This is a genomic window from Pararobbsia alpina (assembly GCF_965118125.1).
GTDB classification, from domain to species: Bacteria; Pseudomonadota; Gammaproteobacteria; order Burkholderiales; family Burkholderiaceae; genus Pararobbsia; species Pararobbsia alpina_A.
On record NZ_OZ221287.1, the window covers coordinates 132,760 to 151,783 of the forward strand.

The window sequence follows — 19,024 nt, forward strand, 5'->3', positions numbered from 1 at the left end:
ACGCTATTTTACGCCCGGCGCAGCGACACCCTGCGACATTGCCCAACCTGCGGTGCTCGCAGTCTGTGCCATCGCAGCCTGTCGCGCGTCCGGTTTCTTGCGCTTATGCGCCGGTGGCAATCCGTCTGAGCGCGAGCGCCAGCGCGCCGCCGGCCGAATCCGTCATGGGCGCACACAAGCGCGGCGCGAAGCGCGCGGGAACGAACGGCGCGAGCGGTTCAGCGAGGCCTCCGCACAGAGCGACGGGCATCACACCCTCAGGATCGAGCGCGTCGATCATGCGGGCGATCTCTTCGCCGGCCTGGTTCAGAAGGCCATGGGCGAACGGATTGGACTCGCCTCCAAACGCGATCACCGTGGGCGCGAGCGTCGCGTAGGCCGTCTGGTTGGCATCGCACGACCACTCGACAAGTTCGTCGCGCGTCGTGACGCCAAGCTGTTCGCGCAGCGCATCCGAAAACGCGTCGGCCGGACGGCGCCCGTCCATCACCTGCTGGAGATACACCAGCGCCCGCAAGCCGAGCCACGCACCGCTGGCTTCGTCACCCGAAGGGAAGCCATAGCCGCCCGAAATGCGTTCCTCGAGCCGCGCGTCGCCGCCCACCTCGGAGCCCGCCGCAGCGTTCGGCACGCTCACGAGTGCGGCTGCGATGCTTCCGGTTCCGAGCGCAACGATGACCCCGGGCTGCCCACCGTGTGCGCCCCAGAGCGTCGTGTACGCATCGGACACCAGCAACAGCGATGCGCCTGCCGGGATCGACCGCTCGAACGCCGCGCGCCATGTCGCGTTGTTGACGCCCGACAGGCCGCAACACAACGCACACGCGCTCCAGTCGAGAGCGACACCGACCGACTCCAACGCCGTGCGCGTCGCGCGCCCGATTTCCTCCCACGCCCGGTCGACGCCGAGCCCCAGCGCCGACGGCCCCGCATTCGCGCGCGCGATCACGCTTCCGTGTTCATCCGCGATCAAGACACGCGTACCGCTTCCGCCTCCGTCGACGCCGACAGCAAACCGAGCCATAAAACGATTTCCTCTCCGATGCTCGCCCCCGCACAGACCGCGATGAACGATGCGCATAGTTTCAAAACCGTTGCGGGCACGCATCACCCGCAACCTCACCCGCAACAGATGCATTCTGGCGAAACCACGATTCTGACGCGCCGTGGCCCGAAAGCAACACGGCTCAGCGCCATACAGCAAGCGCTTGCACGCGAATTCCCGCGTGTCAGAATTGCTCCCATCGTGGAAGTACCAGTACAGAGTTACCGGGTTACGGGTCTACATTCCACGTGAAAGCGGTTGCTTATCGGGGCGCTTGGCTAGCCGAACCGCATATGTAGGGAGACCAGACATCAAATGAAAACCGTCCATTTCCTGAGCCACCAGGAGATCTTCGACGCGGCGGCGACGCACCTCTTCACGCAAGGGCGCGCAGCGCTGCTTCCCCGTGGCGGCGGTGCATATCGCGGGTACTGCGGGGGCTGCCCGGTGGGCAACTTCATTAAACCGCGCGATTACATGACCGCGCTCGAAGGTATTCCCGTGCGTTTCCTGAACAAGCCGGCCAACCAGGTGCCGCGTTATATGGATGCCGGCGTCGCGCAATTGCGCAAGGCGCTGCTGCATTCGAAGATCAATGTCTATGATCCGCTGACCGTCGAACTGTTGAGTTGCCTGCAGAACGTCCACGACGTTTTTGGCATCTGGGAATGGCACGATCGCCTGACGTCGATTGCCCGTCAGTTCGGGCTCAATAGCGAACGCGTGAAGTCGGCAGCCTAAAGCAGGGTTTTTTCGCACACGTGAAAAGGATTGCGCTGAATATTAACGTTTAGCGCAATTCAATAAACACAGCACGCTGCCAAATCACTTACAATACCTGCACGCAGTTAATGGCGATCGAATACCCATTCAGCATCGATTGCGTGTATCAGTAAAAATATCCGAGCGTTTCTACTGATCCGCTGCGCTCAGGTTCACACATACCAAGGCTTGAATCGCCTGCCCTGGCATCGTTGCCCGGCTTCAACCGTTCGCAGCCACACATTAAAATCCGATTTATTCACAATAACATCCGGACTTCTCTAGCACGGTGCTCCCGACCGTAATGTGCGCAATATCTCAGTCGCACATTATTTTAAAACCGAGCGTACAAATCAAAAGAAAATCGGTTAAGGTCATTGCGAAGCGGCCAATAAAAGACAACGGGGACCGCTGAAATTGGCATTAGACCGCTATGAATACCGACAACAAGACGGGGGGTCCGCCTGGAAAGCGGCGCGTGCGTGCGCTCGAGCGCGAAAAAACACGCGTACGCCAGACCGTGCCGGATCTGATTGCACGCGAGGCCGCTGAGATCGCGAGCCGCCAGCATGAAAATCGCGCCGTGGCGCTCGACGAGATCCGTCAGCGCGTCACGCACAATCAGGGCGTGCTGTTTGAGCGCGCGTTTTTCGAGTGCCTTGCCGAATGGCTTCAGGCGCGCAGCCACGAGGCGGCGACCGTCGCCGTGCGCGCGTTTATCGAGGCGCACCTCGACATCGATCTTCGCAAGGTTTGATTGACTCGGCGCGCAGCAAGCACGTCGGTGTGGGATCGACAAAATCCCGGGCGCGAAAGCACCCAACCGCGATCCCGGAACTCGGGAGCACCCATGCTCCCGGTGCGTTAGCCAGGCTTAAAGCGCCGCCGCGCCGAGTCGCGATTCGTGAGATTGCCGGTCGCGCTCCCGCTCGAGATCGAGCAGCGCACGATTGAGATCCGATATCAGCGCGTGAACCTGGTCTGAGGTCAACGCGTAGTGAGGATTGACTGCGTTCGAATGGTAAGTCACCGCGTCGGCCGAAAACAGCTCAAACGCAATACCCAATTTGCCTTCATCCGCCAGCGTATGGATTTGCCATGCGCCGGGCGCCCCGTCCTTGTTGTTCATAGTTCGCCTGCTATTTCGCCCAACCCCGAGAGGCCGGAGTCATCGCAAGCATGGGATTCGATCTCTTGTTTAGCGCCGAATCTCCACGATGACTCGCCATACCGATGCACTGGGCGCTGCATCAGCATGGGCTGGATGTTACCGAAATTCATTGCGCTACCGGTAAGGATTCGGAAAAAACCTTTGCAGTGCGCGCTCACTCGCGGTCGGCGATAGTCGGCGCGTGAGGGTCAAAATACATAGCGGAAAGTCCCTAGTACCTCGTTGCCTGTTGCGCTCGGCGCACCACGGCCCGATGCGTGCTCAAAGCTCAGATACGCGCGCAGGCGGTCGCGCACTCGCAGTTCGACCCCGCCGCCATATTTGAGCGCGCTGCCTCCCGCATCGTCGGCAAATACCACGCTACCGATCGTCTCGCGGTTGTGGCCATCGAGCGCCCGGACGTAGTCGATCGTTGCGAAAGGCTCGGCGATCATGTCTCCATGCATCACCGGCAACTCGAACGCACGTGAGACACGCGTGCCGATGCGCGCCTGCCACGCGGACGGATTGCCTACATCGACCTGAACGTCGTCGACATCCGTAAAGGACTTGAAATAGTCACCCTGATAGCTGAGCGCAAAGCGCGGTTCGACCGTCAGCACATGTGCGACGTCAAACGGCATCCCCGTTTCGATCGACGTGACAAACCCTTCGCCGCTTGTTGTGCCCGTGGTGCCGCGCTCGTCCGTCGAGAAACCGACGTCGGTAAAGAACAGGCCTTCGATAACGGCATCGACATACGCACCACACACCGCGCGATAGGTCGCCGTGACGCCGATACCCGTCGCGTCGAAGCGCGTGCCGGCGTGGTTGATCGCGACGGAACTACTCGAGCCACCCTCGCTGATCACGATCTCCGTGTCGAGGCGATCGCCAGGCTGCAACACGCTCGGCCAGACGACGCCGCCTCCCGCCTGGACCATCCAGATGCGCTGATGGAAGTTCTGTTCGGACGTGTGCGACGAGTCGGCCTCGACGTTGCCCGTCCATCCCTTCGCGCGGAGAAAGCCCGTCGCCGTATAAGGCTCGAGTTCGCCGAATACAGGATCCATGAGTTCGATCGCGCGCTTGTGCAGATCGTCGAGCATCACGTTGCCGTAATGCAGCGCGCTCGTCGGCATGGCGAGGTACGCGGGCACCGACGGCGTCAGGACTTCGCCGCCGGGTAGTTCGCCATCGGGCCCTTCTCCCGTCGGTTCACCGGTCGGGTCATCCGCGGGCGGCGTGCCCGCTGCGAGCACTTCTTCCGTCTGCAGACGATAGTCGCCGAACTGCGTCGCACCGGCCGATGCGAGCCGAGGATCCAGCTCGGCCGCAGCGGACTGAGCCGGTGCGAAATAGACGAGGCGCATCCGATAGGGGCCGGCGGCTACGTACCCGCCCGGCAGCGAGAAGTTCACGGGGGAAGATCCCCCGCCAACCTGCACGAGCGAGATACCGCTCAACGCCGTGACACCCGTGAGCGCAGCCTGGCTGCCGTCGAGCGGCGATACGTGAATCGTCGTTTGCCCCGACGCGTTGCCTGCAACAAGAAGACGATCGGTCGACTGATTGCCCGCGCCGCCGTTGTTGATCACGGTGCGGACGCCGAGCGCGCCGCCGTCGCTTGCGTAGTTGCCGGCAATCAACGAGGCACCCAGCGCGGCAGGCACCGAATCGGTCGCTGCGCCGAGCGCGCCCGTCGGAGACACCGTCGGGATATCGAACGTGAAGGCGTGGCTGCCTGCGGCAATCGTTCCGCTGTTCTCGACATCGCCGTGAACCGCGCCCGATCCGGACAAGGTCGCGCCCGCCGCGATCGTTACGCCCGACGCGAGACTGCCTTCGACGGCCAGCACCCCAGCTTCGACGGACGTACCACCGGTAAAAGTGTTGGCGCCCGTCAGCACGAGTGCCTGCGAACCGACCTTCGCAAGGCTGCCGTCGCCCGAGATCACGCCGCCGTAAAGCGCGTTGACGTTGCCGCCGCCAACCGTCAAGGTCGACGGATCGATCGCGATCGTCCCGGCGCCGAACACCGCGGCGACGTTCTGCGACGCAGACATGACGAGCGCCGCAGACGGCGCCAGCACGATTGCGCTGGCTGGCGACAACGCGCCTGCCTGCGTCGCCGACAAGGTGCCGGCATCGACAAAGGTCGGACCGCTCCACGTATTCGCCCCCGACAACGCGAGCGTGCCCGAACCCGTTTTCTCGACCGCGCCACTTCCGCTGATTGAACCGGCGTAGCCGATCGATCCGTTGTCGGCCGACACGCGCACGAGCCCTTGGTTGACCACCTGTAGCGGCAACACAGTCGCGGGTGCGTCGAACACACCGGGCGCCGCGACGGACAGGCTTGTCGCCCGTGTCGTGCCCCGGAACAGCAAGGTGCCCGCATCGACCTCGATCGTCTGTGGCGTGGCGAGCGGCGCGCTGAACTGCCACGTGCCGCCATCTGCCTTGATCAGGTGCGTCAGCCCCGTCGTCGGGTTCGAAAACACATCGCTGCCCTCGCCTGCGAGTGTCAGCGTGTTGTCGCCCGCCCCGAGCGAGATCGATCCCGAGATAGTCGAGCCCGTGTAGAGCGTGACGAGGTTGTTCCCGCCATCGAAGCCCACATCGCCATGAACGGCGCCGTAGTTGACGAACGTGATCGACGTTGTGCCGAAGAACACGTTGCCGCCCGCAAGCGACGTGATGACGCCCGGCGCTCGGTTGATTAACGTCGAACCGTCACCCAGGAGCAAACCGCCCTCGAGTTCGTTCTGGATCAATCCGCTGTTGTCGACCCGGACACCGCCACCGAGCACCTCGATGGTCGACGCATTGGGCTGCGGTCCGGCATCGATCAGACTCGCACCCGCATCGATCGTGATCGATCCGCCACGGCGCAGCACGATCGTCTCCGATCCGCCTCCCGCAAGACCGCTGCCGCTGACCGGGACATTTTCAACAAGCGTACCGGGGCCAAGCACAATTCGGGCGTTCGAACTTAACGCGATCGCGTTCGTATCGCCCACGACGATTTGCGCGCCATCCAACAGCGTGACGGACCAGCCGTTCTCGCGAAACGAGCCGATCGTCGTTGTCCAGGGGTTCGGTGCCGCGGTGTCGCAGGTAACGACGCCTGCCGAGGACGTGCATCGCGCGACCGCTTGATCGGCCGAGACGAGGAGCCACAGAATGACCACGAACACCGGCAAACGCAGTCCGTGTGCGTCTGAGTTGCCGCACGTCTGAAATGATGCCGCCGCCGGTGCGCTACGTGGTCGCATGAGCACGCCTCGCCGTCGAGATACGCACATTCAATGCGCGCTGAAGACGAGTGTAGAAATGCAAGCGCGAGATTCAAGCCACCGCGCTCGCCATTTGTACTCGATCAGTTTGCGCACGGCCGCGAGACCGAAGTACGCAAACCGTTCGCGCTCTGGCAGCGCTGTCAGACATGCGAGCTTCGGGTTACACGGCAAGATTTCTCGGTGCTATAGGCCGCATGTGGGCCACACATCGGCCACACATCGGCCGGACATCGGTCGTTCATCGGTCCCGCATCGGCCGCACACCGGTCACACGAGTGTTTCAAATTGTGAGCCACTATCAAGGTTGGCAAAATTCAGCCGATCTAAGGAATGGACGGGACATCGTCGATCTGCGCAACCTTGCGACGTTGGCCTCGACAATGATTGCGATGGCTACGAAAAGCAGGGTCGACCCGATGTAGGTGAAGCGGTCGGCTTCAACAGTTCCGCGTTGGTAGGTCCGCGTCAGTAGGCCCGCGTCAGTAGGACCGAGTCAGTAGTTCCGCGTCAGTAGGTCTGTGCCAGTAGGTCTGAGCCTATAGAAAGTTAGCAACGGGGCAGCAGGCTGCTGACAACAGCGTTTCACTTGAATTGATTAGCCTGCACATCGATATTTCCCGAGCAGGCATTGATGCTTCACCATTCGTACACCGGCCCGGGAGCGGCCCGTTCGAACAATCGTTATCGCTTCCCATACAGATTCGGGGTACGAATACATGAAGGCGCTTGATCAGATGCAGCGCACTGGCCTGCCATGGCGGCATGTCAAAGCGGGCGTCAGTGCGATCGTGCTCTGTGCGCTTGTCGCATGCGGCGGTGGCGGTGGAGGCGGCGACGACGGCACCTCGGGTGCATCGAACTCGTCCGGTACGCCGTCGAACATCACGACCTCGACTTCGCCGACGACGCTCAACTCGGCGACGGTCGTCGACAGCGCGCGCGCATTCACGTCGGCGCCGTGGATGTCGTTTTACGGCGATGTGTCGACGATCGGCAACGTCTCGACTGTCGCAAGCACGTTTCACGTCATGGACGTCGACCTCGACCCGGATGCAGGCAATTTCAGTGCGTCGGATATTGCTACGCTCAAGGCGAACGGTAACAACGTCGTGCTCAGTTACCTGAACATCGGATCGTGCGAGAACTTCCGGTCGTACTGGAACACGGTGCCGGCAGGTTTTGTGTCATGCCAGGCGAACACCGCCGCGCACGCGGGGACGTACTCGGGGTATCCCGACGAGATGTGGATGAATCCGTCGAACCCGGCTTACCAGCACCTGATCGTCGACTATGTGGCGCCGCGCCTCGTCGCGCAGGGTGCCGATGGCTTCTATCTCGACAATCTCGAGATCGTCGAGCATGGCACGTCGACGACAAACGGTCCCTGCAATGCCGCCTGCGCGCAGGGCGGACTCGATATCGTGCGCATGCTGCGCGCGAAGTACCCGTCGCTGGTCATCGTGATGCAGAACGCCACGAGCGACGTCACGCGGCTCGGCCAGACCGGCGGCGTGAGTTTTGCCAGCCTGCTCGACGGCATCGCGCATGAAGAAGTCTATTCGCCGAGTTACGACTCGCAGGCGGAGCAGCAGCTTCTTGCGTGGCAAGCGATGAACCTGACGCCGAACGGTCACCCGTTCTGGATCGCGACCCTCGACTACGTGGGGAGTTGCTCGGCGACGGCCGCAGCGCGCACGGTCTACACACGCTCGCGTTCACACGGGTTCATCCCGTACGCGTCGGATAGCAGCAGCGGGCAGAACGTCGTGTGTAACTGGGGGTTTTGAGGCGAACGTCTTGGTGGAGCAGCTACGGGGTGATCGACGATTGGGCGTCGGTAAGGCTGGATTTCATGCCCCGCGCTCGCTCCTGCCTCGGCTCTCTTGCCGCCACCTTCAAGGCATTGAGTGGCCAGGCCCCCATTGATGAGGGCATCTCGACCTCGAGATGCTCACACGCCGTTTAGCGCTTCCATCCCCGCCACGATCGCGCCTTGCAATGCGGCGCCCTGCCCGAACGTCGCAATGACGACCTCCGGCGGATACGGGACCGCACGTGCGAGGCAGTGCATCAGCTTGATCGATATCGCCGGCACGCGCGCCATGCCGCCGCCCAAGACGATGCGTTGCGGGTCGAGCATCAGCACGAGATTGGCGACATGAATCGCCAACGCCTCGAGCGCCCCGTCGATCAGACCCGCGACTTCGGGGGTGGACTTCGCCAGATCGAACGCATCGCGTGCACTGACTTGCCGTCCAAGCATCGCTGTCGCGCGATCGGCGATCGCTCGTCCTGATACGAATTGCTCGAGCGGCGCGCCGTCATCGGCGAACAGGACTTCGTTCGGCACGCCGCGCAGCGAATATCCGATCTCGCCGGCTGCGCCATTCGCGCCGTGGAGCACCTTGCCGTCGATGACGGCAGCCGCGGCGAGTCCGGTACCGACGTTGACGTACAGCCCGTGCCGCACTCCAGCGAGTGCTCCGCAACGCGCCTCGGCAAGCGCGGCGGCTTTGACATCGGTCTCCACGCGGATTGCGTCGACGTCGAAACCTGCACGCAGCACACGCTCGAGCGGCAAGCGGTCCCAACCTGGGTTGTTCGGCGCGAGCCGGATGCCGTCGGGCTCCACGATGCCGGGAGTAACGGCCGCCACGGCTTGCAGCGACAGTCGCGTTGCTGCCGTTGTCTCGCGCACAAGGTTCGAGGCCGCTTCAAACATTCTTTCGAGTACGCGGTCGGCGCCCTCTTCCGCGAGCGTCGGAATCTCACACTCGCGCAGACGTTCACCCGTCGGGGCCGCCGTCGCCATTGCGATCTTCGTGCCGCCGAAGTCGATTGCGAGCAGGCATCCGGGCGCGGGGCGGGTGGGCGAATCACTCGCGACGGTCCGGTCGGAACCCGAGCGCGAGTGCACCCCATCGGCGTCGCTTGTGACGACGCCACTAGAGTCCAGAGTTGTGTTCATCTACGTGTCGAGTCAAGCCTTTCGGTTAGGCGTTGTACTGCTTTTCAGGCCAGCTTGTCAGGCCGGCCTCTCCGGTTTGCCGTTGAGGTTTGCCCTTGAGGTTTGCCGTTGAGGTTTGCCGTTGAGGTTTGCCCTGGAGGTTTGCCTTTGAAGTCTGCGTTTGGGTCGGCCTCTGGGTTCAACATTCGGATCGGGGCCAACAAGATCAGTGACGCTGGACCGACCCATTCTGGCGCTCGAGAAACTCTTCTCGCACGTGCTTCGGTCCGAACGGCCATTGTCGCGCGATACGGGCCCAGACGAGGAACACCACGAGGCCAAAGACGATCCAGAGCGTCGAGAGCAGTTGTGATTGATGGTCGGTTGCGTAGAAGACATAGATCCAGCCCACCAGCGCGACGAGACTCGGCAACGGATACATCCACTGGCGATACGGCCGGCGCAGCGACGGCTGACGCTTGCGCAGGACGGTCAGCGCGGCGATCTGCGCGACCGACTGGAGGAGCACCGCGACCGCGACGAGCATGTTGATGACCGTGGTCAGGTCGAAGAACGTGCCGGCGGCTGTGACGACACCCATCACCAGCAACGCGACGTGCGGGAAGTTGTGCTTCTTGTGCATCTTGCCGAACGCCGACAGGAACACCCCGTCGCGCGCCGCATAGAACGGCACGCGCGATCCGCCCAGCAGACCCGCGAAGACCGACGCAAACGCCGCGATCAGGATCAGCACCGTGACGATGGCCGCGGCTGTGTGGCCCCAATTGCGTTCGACCACGAGTGAGGCGACCGATGTCGACTTCGCCACGTCCTGCCACGGTACCGTGCCGATCACGCCGATGTTCATCGCGAGGTAGAACACCATCATCGCGAGGATCGAGATGATGATCGAACGCGGCATGACGCGGCCCGGGTTCTCGAGTTCGTCACCCATGTAGGCCGTCGTGTTGTAACCGGCGTAGTCGTAGATCGCGATGATCAGCCCGGCGCCGAGGCCCGTGAAGAACTTGCCCAGGCTCGCGGCTTCCGGTGGCAACGACATGGCCTGTTGGAAATGGAAGTCCGTGTAGGCCGCCGCTGTGGTGAGGCCGACAGCGAGGATCATGATGATCCACAGCACCGTGCTCAACGACCGGATCGATTCGATGCGTCGATACAGCGCGAGTACGACGAGCGCGACGGTCACGACGCCGATCGCGTGGCTTTGCCACGGCGTCAGATTCGGCAGGAAGAACCCGAGGTACTGCACAAAGCCGATGATCCCGGTGCTCATGATCAGCGGGATCGACAGCATCGCGGTCCAGACGAACAGGAACGGCATGAGCTTGCCCGTGCGGTATTGAAACGCCTCGCGGACATAGAGGTAAGTGCCGCCCGCGCCCGGCATGGCCGCGCCGAGTTCGGCCCAGACCAGCCCGTCAGCCATTGCCAGAATCGCGCCGCAGATCCAGCCAATGACGGCAAGCGGCCCGTTGAGCACGGCAACGATGGCCGGAATGGTCAGGAACGGCCCGATCCCGCAAATCTGGATCATGTTGACCGCGATTGCCGGGAAAAGGCCGACTGATCGATGGAAATGCGGGGAGGCGTCGCCAGCTCCAGCTCCGCGGTTCCCGCTGCGATCGCTTGTGGTGGATGCGGCGTGGGCGGAGGCGGAGCCCGACGGCGACGCGGACGTCGATGCCGTATAAGGCGCGTTAAAACTGCCGTCCGAACCCGCCCCTCGCGACGGGCTCCGTCTGGTCGAATCGCTCATCACTGCCTCCATGCGGCCTGCGCCGTTTGATCGTTGGTCCAGGTATTTCAGGGATCTCCAGCGCGGACACCCCTTTCTCGGTGACATGGAGGCGAATAATAGGAAAGGTTCTTTACGAATTCAAATCCGTAAAAACACTATCAAGAAGCTCGCATCGTGTGTGCTTCTTCGCGTTCTCCTCGGCTTGCCCGGGGTGACACAGCGTTGATAGGATCGAGGGCCTTGGCGAATCACCTACGGCACACGCGCATCGGGCGTGCCGTCTGACGGGTCAGGCGCGGCAAAATCCGCTTTCAGAAGATGACTCAACGACAAGCATGACCTTGCATACACGGAAGCTTCGCCCTCCCACCGCGCCTGTGACGCGCGGACCCGCTTATGTGCGCCAGGGCAATGAATGGGCGATTTATCAGCACCTGCTCTCGCTCGCGCCGGCGAGCAGTCCGCAGCTGGCCGAAAGCACGGGATTGTCGAAGGTGACTGTGTCGGCTGCGCTCGGCAATCTCGAACGGCTTGGGCTTGTCGAACAGACCGGCGTCCGGGAAGGCAACGCCGGCCGGTCGCCACGTTTGTATGCCCCGCGGGCGGATGCCGCCTATGTGCTGGCGATCGATGTCGGCGCCGAGTGGATTCGCGGTGCGCTCGCCGACTTGACGGGGCATGTTGTCCTGCGGCGCGAAGAGCGCTCGTCGCCGCAGGCTTCGCAGCTCATCGCCAAGATCACCGACATAGCGCGAAAGATGCGCGAAGAACGCGGAATTCAGCGCGAAGACGTGCTGGCGACGGTGCTCGGATCACCCGGCGTTTTCGATTCGAAGACTGAGCGACTGCGCCTTGCACCGAACCTTCCGGACTGGGAGGCTGCTGACCTCGTCGCTTCGCTGCGCACGGCGCTGGGACACGACACGATTTTCGAGAACGACATCAATCTCGCCGCGCTCGGCGAACAAGCGCACGGTGTCGGGCATGGCGTCGACAACTTCGTATTCATGTCGATCGGCACCGGCATCGGGCTCGGGATCGTTGCCGATGGCAAACTGCATCGCGGCGCGCACGGGTTCGCGGGAGAAATTGCGGTGCTGAGGCCGGCGCCGGTCCCCGCGAATGTCGATGCGGGATCCGATCCGTCCGACGACGTCTTCGAGCGGTCCGCCGCGGCTAAGGGCATTGTCGCGTTCGCCCGGCGATCGGGCATGGCCGTCGAGACCGCCGAAGAAGTATTCCTGAAAGCGCAGGAAGGCGATAAGCGAGCACTCGCTTCCGTAGCCGAAGAGTCGCGCCAGCTTGCCTGGGGTCTGGCGTCCATCATTCCTGTTCTGGATCCTGCACTCGTCGTGCTGGGCGGCGGCATCGGCCACAGCGCGTCCATGATGCTGCCGGCGATCCGCGAACACCTCGCTGCATGGCTACCTATTCCGATCCCCGACTTCGCAATCTCTTCAACGGGTACCGACGCCGTGCTGCACGGCGCGATTGTCCAGGGCGTCGCGCGAGCGCGAGTCAGGGCGTTTGAGCGGATTGGGTACGACGCTTAGGCCCGCGACGGGTCATTGCGCCGGATGGCGTGACGCTTGGGGGGATGCGCAAACTGAATGCGCTGTGTGGCGCGCCCGGCTGGGATCGAACCAGCGACCCTTGGCTTCGGAGGCCAATACTCTATCCACTGAGCTACGGGCGCGTACATGACGAAGGCGCTGGTCCGACTGGACCCAGCGCCCTTTGCGAGTCCGCAAGGATACCTGCTTCAACGCACGCCGTCCACCTCGCCCACGGCTTAAATCCTGCGCCGGACGGGCTGACGAAACACGTAGACGATTCATTTCCGAAGGCGGCGCAGCCTTCGCGTTTTGCTTGGGGTGCAATTTCGACCTCAAACGCCCTCTCCCGCTCCTGGCCCGTCCGCCTGACAAACGCAACGTCACGACCCGCAAACCCGCATCCACACGCGCCCTCCAACTGACCGTGTGTGAGCCGAGCGATAGCGAGCGCTAACTTTTATTCCTTGCTGCATCCGCGCATTCCTTAGCGCGTCACCCTGTTCGCGCACGAATTTTCCATCCACGCGCGCGACTTCGACGGGATTCTGCTGATCGCGTCGCGAAAACACTTATGCCTATAATCGTTTACAGATGGAAGTTGGTCGTTACGTATCGCCCTGAACATAACCATTCGAGAGACGAGACAGGCATGAGCGATGAACACCAGTCCCCTATCAAAACCCCAGGTCAGCTCATCGCCGTCGCGATTGCGAGTTTCCTGCTTCCGATTATTGTGATTGTGTTGTGCGTGCAATACGTTCAGAACATGAATCGCGTGGGAGCCGGCACCGACGCGTTCGCCCCCGATGACGTCAAAGCGCGAATCTCGCCGATTGCACAACTGACAGTCCACGACGCCAGCGCGCCTCACGCGTTCAAAACGGGCGAAGAAGTTTTCAAGGCGGTTTGCACGACATGCCACACGCCGGGCGCTGCAGGCGCTCCGAAGTTTGGCGATGCGTCCGACTGGGCGCCGCGCATCTCGCAGGGCTATGACACCCTGCTGAAGACCGCGCTCGCCGGCAAGGGCGCGATGCCTCCGCGCGGTGGCACGAGCCCGGACGACTATAGCGACTATGAAATCGGCCGCGCCATCGTCTATATGGCCAACAACTCCGGGGGTCATCTGGACGAACCGGCAGCGCCGGCTCCCGGCGCAGCGAATGCGACGGCGGCCGCAGCGTCGGGTGCAACGGACGCCAACGCCGCATCGGGTGCCAACGCGGGTGCAGACGCCGCATCGGCTGCAGCTGCGGCGATTGCCGCCATTCCGGCTCCGTCGTCGGCACCGGCCGCGGCCGGCAACAGCGCCGATGCAGCGCAAGCCGGCAAAGCGCTTTACACATCGGTTTGCCAGTCGTGCCACGCGACGGGCCTGCTGGGCGCACCGAAATTTGGCGACGCCGCCGCGTGGGCACCGCGTCTCAAGGATCCGATCGACACGGTCTATAACTACGCGCTGCATGGCAAAGGCCAGATGCCACCGAAGGGCGGATCGAACGCATCGGACGAAGATGTGAAGGCCGCCGTTGACTACATGGTCAACGCAGCGAAGGGCAGCAATAGCTGATCGGATAGGCCGGGCACGGCTCGCTGGGAGGTCGCAGCCGTAGTCGTTGCGCCTCTCCGCGCAGCAATTGAGCTGAACGAGCGCAAATCGCCCTGCTTTCCCGCAAAAAGCGAATTCGTTTTAAACGACGGATTCGCTTTTTTAGTTTTTCCGCCGCCAACCAGGGCACAAAAAATGCGTAGTCCTTGACGTTACCGAGCCCCTCTGAGCGTTTGCTGCGACGCAGTATCGAATAGGGATCAGACCGCCTTTGCAATCAGGCGGCATTGCCTATACTCGAATTCAGAGGTCCACGAATAATGGACGGAGACGCGCATGAACTTCAATTTCGATCTTTTCACGATCAACGATTTCATCCTGTTGATCCCGATGGCGCTTGCTGGCGCGCTGTTCCTTGGCGCCATTCCGATGCGCACCAAAATGCGGACAAACACGCTGCGGCTCGTCGGCGCAGCGATTGGTGCGCTGTGCGGCATGGTGCTCGTTGAGGCACTACCGGCAATGCTGTAACCGCCAGGCCCTATCCGGGCCTGCACCGCGACCTTAGCGTCGCGCATCACTCGGGCGAACGCGCCAACGCGCTCGCCCATTCAGCATACGCAGACGATCGCCGAGCCACGGCGATGTGTATGCAGTTCTTCCCTCTCCTCTGGTTCCTCAACCCGCTAAGCATCCTTGGCCGACGCGTGCGCGCGCCGCCAGCGAAGTCTTTTGCGTCTCAAAAACTCGATCTTTCTTTAGGACCATGCCAATTTCGATCTCATTTCACGAAGAGCCTTGCTCGGATACCGCTGCCTGCGTAAAAGGATCATATGAAACGAATTGCGTTTATTTCACTTGCTCCTTAGCATGGTCAACACGAAGGGATCCCTTGGGCCCCACGCCGAACGTAGCCAGCTAAGGAACATACAGTCATGAGCACTCTCGACCGACTTCGTGAAATAACGCCCCCCCCGATGACCGAGAGCGACATTGAAATGGCCCGTATAGCGCAGCGATGCATCATGGAGGCACTGGATCACTCCCGTGCCGCATCCATCACTCTGACGACAGACAAAGGCGAACATCCCTCAATCGCGCTTCCGCCAGCGGCGCTGAAGCTTATAGGGCAGTTGCTCGGTGCACTGAGCGAGGGCCTGACGATCACGCTCGTGCCGTCGAACCGTGAGTTCACAACAGTAGAAGCCGCGCACTTCCTTAACGTATCGCGCCCGTTCGTCATCAAGGAAATCAACGAAGGGCGCTTGAAGCATCGGATGGTTGGCACTCACCGCCGGATAGCGTTTGGCGATCTCGTCGCCTACGCCAAAGCCATGCGCGAGGCTAAGATTGCCGCCCTCGACCGGATGGCAGCGAACGCGCGCGAACTTGGACTGGATTATTGAACATGGCCGGGTGCGCGCGCTACACAGCTGTGCTGGACGCGTGCGTCCTTTTCCCGATCGCGATAGCCGACGCGCTGATGAGTCTTGCCACGGCAGGACTCTACGCAGCGAAATGGACACAAAGAATCGAACAAGAATGGATTGGGTCGCTCGAAGCGATGCGTCCTGAGTTGGTCGGTAAGCTCGATGTCCGGCGAAACTGCATGCGTGAAGCAGTGCCCGACTGGGAAGTTGTCGAAGCGGCGTGGATGCCGCTTGCACACAGCTATTCGCTGCCCGATCCTGATGATTGCCACGTGCTTGCCGCAGCTGTGGCCGGACATGCCGACTGCATCGTCACGTCAAACCTGAGGGATTTTCCGAACGCCCTGGTCAATCCGTATGGCGTCGAAGTGCTTGATCCGGATCGATTCATCGTGAATCAGTGGGATCTCGACCCGCTCGTCGTTATTGCCGCGTTTAAACGAATGCGCAGCCGATGGCGGCGTCCTCACGCTACTCCAGAGGACTTTGCCCAAGCCCTGGAGCGCGGCGGTCTACCGATCACCGCGCTCCGCTTGAGGGACGCTTCAGAACTCATCTAACTGCACGCCAGGCATTGCGGGTGCCATAACTGGCGACGATCTCAGCTACCGCAGCTCGCAACACCGCGATCGATCACTACCGCGCGACAAATAGCGTTTCCGCAAACGGCCACTCTGCGTCGGTCCATTGTGCGGTGAGGTCGAAGCCTGCGACGTCGCCGAGGTGGGCGATGTCGTCGAGCGTGTACTTATGGCTCGCTTCCGTCCAGATTGTCTCGCCACGCTTGAAGTGCACGGTGCAGTCGGCGGCTTCGATCGTTACCGTCTGGTCACGGCGCGATCTCAGGTGCATTTCGATCGCGCGGGCAACCGGGTCGAAGCGTGCGACGTGCTCGAATTCACGAAGGTCGAAGTCCGCTCCCAGTTCGCGGTTCAGACGTCCCAGGAGATTGAGGTTGAACGCCGCGGTGACGCCCGTCGGATCGGCATACGCGTCGATCAGCACGGGTTCGGGCTTAAGCAAATCAGCACCGAGGACGAGTGCATCACCCGGGCGCATCAGATGCCGGACGTCACGAAGGAAGTGCGCCGCGGCGAGCCGGCGGAAGTTGCCGATCGTCGAGCCCAGGAACATCACGAGCAGTCGCTCGTCCGGACGACGACGCTCGTCGACCACGCGCTTCAGCCCGTCGAGATATTCGTACGCGTAACCCGCAACGCTGACGCGCTCGAGATCTCCAAGCGCGCGCTCGCATTGGTGGAGCGCTGCCGGCGAAATCTCGATCGGGCAGTACGTGACCGGGCGCCGCACCGCGAGCGACTCCAGGATGCGCCGGGTCTTGCGCCCGCTGCCACTCCCCAGCTCGGCGACGAGGCTGGTTTGCGGCACAAGGCGCGCGAGTTCGCCCGCGTGGGCGACCAGCACACGCTCTTCGGCACGGGTCACACCATATTCCGGCAGGACCGTGATCACATCGAACAACGCCGAACCTACGGCGTCGTATAGATACTTGGACGGCAGTTCCTTCTGCGGCGAGCGCGTCAGGCCCAAACGAACGTCTTCAGCAAAGGCCGACAATGTCTTGTCGGCGAGTACGGGATGCGCCATTTCGTCTCCTGTCTGCTCAGGCGTTCACGCAGCGAAAGCCTGCGTAGACATATTGGTAATGCGGCTGAAACCAGTTACGGAACGACGGCCGCATCATGCAACTCGCGGTACGCGTCGATCCGCCCTTGAGCACGTAGTGCTGATCGTCGAAAAAATTCGAGGAATAGCCCGGATAGCACTCGTAAATCTCGAAGCCCGGCAACGGACCGAACTTCGTATTTGTCCACTCCCATCCATTGCCCCACATCCCGACGACGCCAGCATCGCTGCGCTCGTGCAAATCGGCGTCCACGGAGACAGGATCGAAGTAGGCGAAATCGAAATTGCCATGGTGAGCACGCCGCTGACCTGCCGCGTGTTGCCATTGCGCCTCGGTCGGCAATGCCTTGCCGGTCCAGTGCGCAAAAGCACTCGCCTCGGCGTGGCTCACATACACGGGCCAGTTCAAAGGCAATGGAATCTCGTCGAACATCGTGACAAGCGTCCAGTCGTTCGCTTGGCCGGCATGGGCTTGTGCTGCGCGGCTTGACGACCCCGCCTTTCCAGCAACGGACGCATCGTTGGCCGCGCTGTTCACGCCGCCCTTCGATGCACGCCGCCAGAACACCGGATGGTCGATCCCGGCGGCTTCGCGCCACGCCCAGCCCGCATCGCTCCACAGCGCCCGGTTTTGATAGCCGCCCGCCGCGACGAACGCCAGGAACTCGCCGTTCGTGACCATGTACTTGTCGATCGAGAACGCCGGCACGTCGACGTCGGCACCGCCGAATTCATTGCACCACCCGAACGCGCCATTCGCATCGGCGGGCATACCGACGCGGGTGCGCCCGGCCGGCACATCGAGCATTTCGTTCTGAACCGGAGGCGCATTCGGAACGAACGACGGCTGGCCGCGCACCTTGCGATCGAGCGGCAACTGATGGAGCAGATAGGCCAACGTCTCGGCGTGCATCAGTCGATGCTCGATGGCGACGTTCAGCAGCAATGCCGTCGACTGTCCGGTCGGCAGTTGATCAACGCCGTTGCGCTCCGCTTTGCGAAGTTCTTCGTCGATGATCTCGCGGACCGACCAGCAATAACGTTCGACCTCGGGACGCGTCGGCCAGTCCGATACCTGGTCGGACGGCAACTGGCCGTCGATCGGGTCGATGCCGAATGCGAACAACCGGTCGTACTCCAGGTTCACCGACGCCCGCTCGAAGAGCCGGCCGTTGAAAAGATTCCAGTCGAACGCGTCCAGGTGACCGCGATAAAAACCAAGCCGATGCCGCTCGGCAATGGTCCGGTCGTAAAAGGCGTCATCGGCGAGCAAGCCAAACAGGCTGTCGGTCGCCGCGCGGGCATGATCCAGGCGCGCGAGCAGCAAAGGCCAGGCGTCGCGCGCGGTGGGGGAAGTCGTTGTCATCTCGCGCTCGCTCCTAAAAGGGGTGTCGGCGTGAAGCCCTGCCAACGAATAGCGAAGTCCGTCAGTGTTGCACGACTGCACATTTCGCGTCAGACGCGGGTCCGACGCAGGTGACGAGGCGCACGCGGCGTTATTGCCGTCATACGCGGGGTTGAAACGGAACCCGTTCGCCGTCCAATGCGTACGGCGGGAGCACGTTCCGTACCGATCGAACAACGTGCCGGGCCCTTCGGGATGGCGTCGCGTCGTGGGCGTTCGCCGGGTTTATTTCGTGTGTCGTGGATCGCCTGCTGCAGCGCAGATCCCTCTCGAGTTGTCGTTGAAGGCCGCCGCGCCTTACAGCGACAAACGCCTACGCCAAACAACCGCAGCCTGCTTCCGCGTCCATGCACAAAATTGCTACATGCACAAATCGCTTACAAAAACCTTTACCTTACAACGGCCATTCACTCACCAGGGTAATGGACAGTAATAATAACGATTCTCAAATGGACATTTGAGACTAGGCTTC

15 protein-coding genes and 1 tRNA gene are annotated in these 19,024 nt (G+C 62.1%); 8 read left to right on the forward strand and 8 right to left on the reverse strand.

Annotation, left to right across the window (positions count from 1 at the left end; genetic code table 11):
* Nucleotides 1-103: 103 nt before the first annotated feature.
* Nucleotides 104-1,024, reverse strand: coding sequence for a BadF/BadG/BcrA/BcrD ATPase family protein (locus ACMFWR_RS00560; RefSeq protein WP_413193126.1), 921 nt, complete (start codon nucleotides 1,022-1,024; stop codon nucleotides 104-106).
* Between the two features lie 336 nt (nucleotides 1,025-1,360).
* On the opposite strand from ACMFWR_RS00560, the gene ACMFWR_RS00565 reads away from it, so the two are divergent.
* Together ACMFWR_RS00565 and ACMFWR_RS00570 are read left to right on the forward strand one after the other, a co-directional pair.
* Nucleotides 1,361-1,786, forward strand: coding sequence for a hypothetical protein (locus ACMFWR_RS00565; protein ID WP_413193127.1), 426 nt, complete (start codon nucleotides 1,361-1,363; stop codon nucleotides 1,784-1,786).
* Nucleotides 1,787-2,240: 454 nt separating this feature from the next.
* The gene (locus ACMFWR_RS00570) at nucleotides 2,241-2,564 is read left to right on the forward strand and encodes a hypothetical protein (protein WP_413193128.1); all 324 of its coding nucleotides are present in this window, start codon (nucleotides 2,241-2,243) and stop codon (nucleotides 2,562-2,564) included.
* Between the two features lie 117 nt (nucleotides 2,565-2,681).
* On the opposite strand, the gene ACMFWR_RS00575 is transcribed toward ACMFWR_RS00570, so the two are convergent.
* Nucleotides 2,682-2,936 (reverse strand): hypothetical protein, encoded by a 255-nt coding sequence (locus ACMFWR_RS00575; protein ID WP_413193129.1) that lies wholly within the window; start codon nucleotides 2,934-2,936, stop codon nucleotides 2,682-2,684.
* Between the two features lie 230 nt (nucleotides 2,937-3,166).
* On the reverse strand, nucleotides 3,167-6,235 hold the full coding sequence (locus tag ACMFWR_RS00580) for an autotransporter outer membrane beta-barrel domain-containing protein (RefSeq protein WP_413193130.1): 3,069 nt from the start codon (nucleotides 6,233-6,235) through the stop codon (nucleotides 3,167-3,169).
* Nucleotides 6,236-6,975: 740 nt separating this feature from the next.
* Between ACMFWR_RS00580 and ACMFWR_RS00585 the strand changes: the two genes are divergently transcribed.
* Nucleotides 6,976-8,046, forward strand: coding sequence for an endo alpha-1,4 polygalactosaminidase (locus ACMFWR_RS00585; protein ID WP_413193131.1), 1,071 nt, complete (start codon nucleotides 6,976-6,978; stop codon nucleotides 8,044-8,046).
* A 164-nt stretch (nucleotides 8,047-8,210) separates the two neighbouring features.
* On the opposite strand, the gene ACMFWR_RS00590 is transcribed toward ACMFWR_RS00585, so the two are convergent.
* Together ACMFWR_RS00590 and ACMFWR_RS00595 are read right to left on the reverse strand one after the other, a co-directional pair.
* Nucleotides 8,211-9,227: an ROK family protein gene (locus ACMFWR_RS00590; RefSeq protein WP_413193132.1), complete on the reverse strand. Its 1,017-nt coding sequence runs from the start codon at nucleotides 9,225-9,227 to the stop codon at nucleotides 8,211-8,213.
* Between the two features lie 205 nt (nucleotides 9,228-9,432).
* The gene (locus tag ACMFWR_RS00595; RefSeq protein ID WP_413193133.1) at nucleotides 9,433-10,761 is read right to left on the reverse strand and encodes an APC family permease; all 1,329 of its coding nucleotides are present in this window, start codon (nucleotides 10,759-10,761) and stop codon (nucleotides 9,433-9,435) included.
* Nucleotides 10,762-11,300: 539 nt separating this feature from the next.
* Between ACMFWR_RS00595 and ACMFWR_RS00600 the strand changes: the two genes are divergently transcribed.
* Nucleotides 11,301-12,518, forward strand: coding sequence for an ROK family protein (locus ACMFWR_RS00600; protein WP_413193134.1), 1,218 nt, complete (start codon nucleotides 11,301-11,303; stop codon nucleotides 12,516-12,518).
* A gap of 67 nt (nucleotides 12,519-12,585) precedes the next feature.
* Here ACMFWR_RS00600 and ACMFWR_RS00605 read toward each other — a convergent pair.
* A tRNA-Arg gene (locus ACMFWR_RS00605) sits at nucleotides 12,586-12,661 on the reverse strand.
* Nucleotides 12,662-13,170: 509 nt separating this feature from the next.
* Here ACMFWR_RS00605 and ACMFWR_RS00610 point away from each other — a divergent pair.
* The 4 genes from ACMFWR_RS00610 (at nucleotide 13,171) to ACMFWR_RS00625 (ending at nucleotide 16,060) form a co-directional block, all read left to right on the forward strand.
* Entirely contained in the window at nucleotides 13,171-14,091 is a 921-nt protein-coding gene (locus ACMFWR_RS00610; protein ID WP_413193135.1) for a c-type cytochrome, read from the forward strand.
* 315 nt (nucleotides 14,092-14,406) lie between these two features.
* Complete coding sequence (locus ACMFWR_RS00615; protein ID WP_413193136.1) at nucleotides 14,407-14,601, forward strand: hypothetical protein; 195 nt, start codon at nucleotides 14,407-14,409, stop codon at nucleotides 14,599-14,601.
* A gap of 404 nt (nucleotides 14,602-15,005) precedes the next feature.
* Nucleotides 15,006-15,476: an excisionase family DNA-binding protein gene (locus tag ACMFWR_RS00620; RefSeq protein WP_413193137.1), complete on the forward strand. Its 471-nt coding sequence runs from the start codon at nucleotides 15,006-15,008 to the stop codon at nucleotides 15,474-15,476.
* A gap of 2 nt (nucleotides 15,477-15,478) precedes the next feature.
* Complete coding sequence (locus tag ACMFWR_RS00625) at nucleotides 15,479-16,060, forward strand: PIN domain-containing protein (RefSeq protein ID WP_413193138.1); 582 nt, start codon at nucleotides 15,479-15,481, stop codon at nucleotides 16,058-16,060.
* Between the two features lie 76 nt (nucleotides 16,061-16,136).
* Here the strand turns inward: ACMFWR_RS00625 and egtD are convergent, their stop codons facing one another.
* Both egtD and ACMFWR_RS00635 read right to left on the reverse strand, forming a co-directional pair.
* Complete coding sequence (gene egtD, locus ACMFWR_RS00630) at nucleotides 16,137-17,108, reverse strand: L-histidine N(alpha)-methyltransferase (RefSeq protein ID WP_413193139.1); 972 nt, start codon at nucleotides 17,106-17,108, stop codon at nucleotides 16,137-16,139.
* Between the two features lie 16 nt (nucleotides 17,109-17,124).
* Nucleotides 17,125-18,513 (reverse strand): SUMF1/EgtB/PvdO family nonheme iron enzyme, encoded by a 1,389-nt coding sequence (locus ACMFWR_RS00635; RefSeq protein WP_413193140.1) that lies wholly within the window; start codon nucleotides 18,511-18,513, stop codon nucleotides 17,125-17,127.
* Nucleotides 18,514-19,024 lie beyond the last annotated feature (511 nt).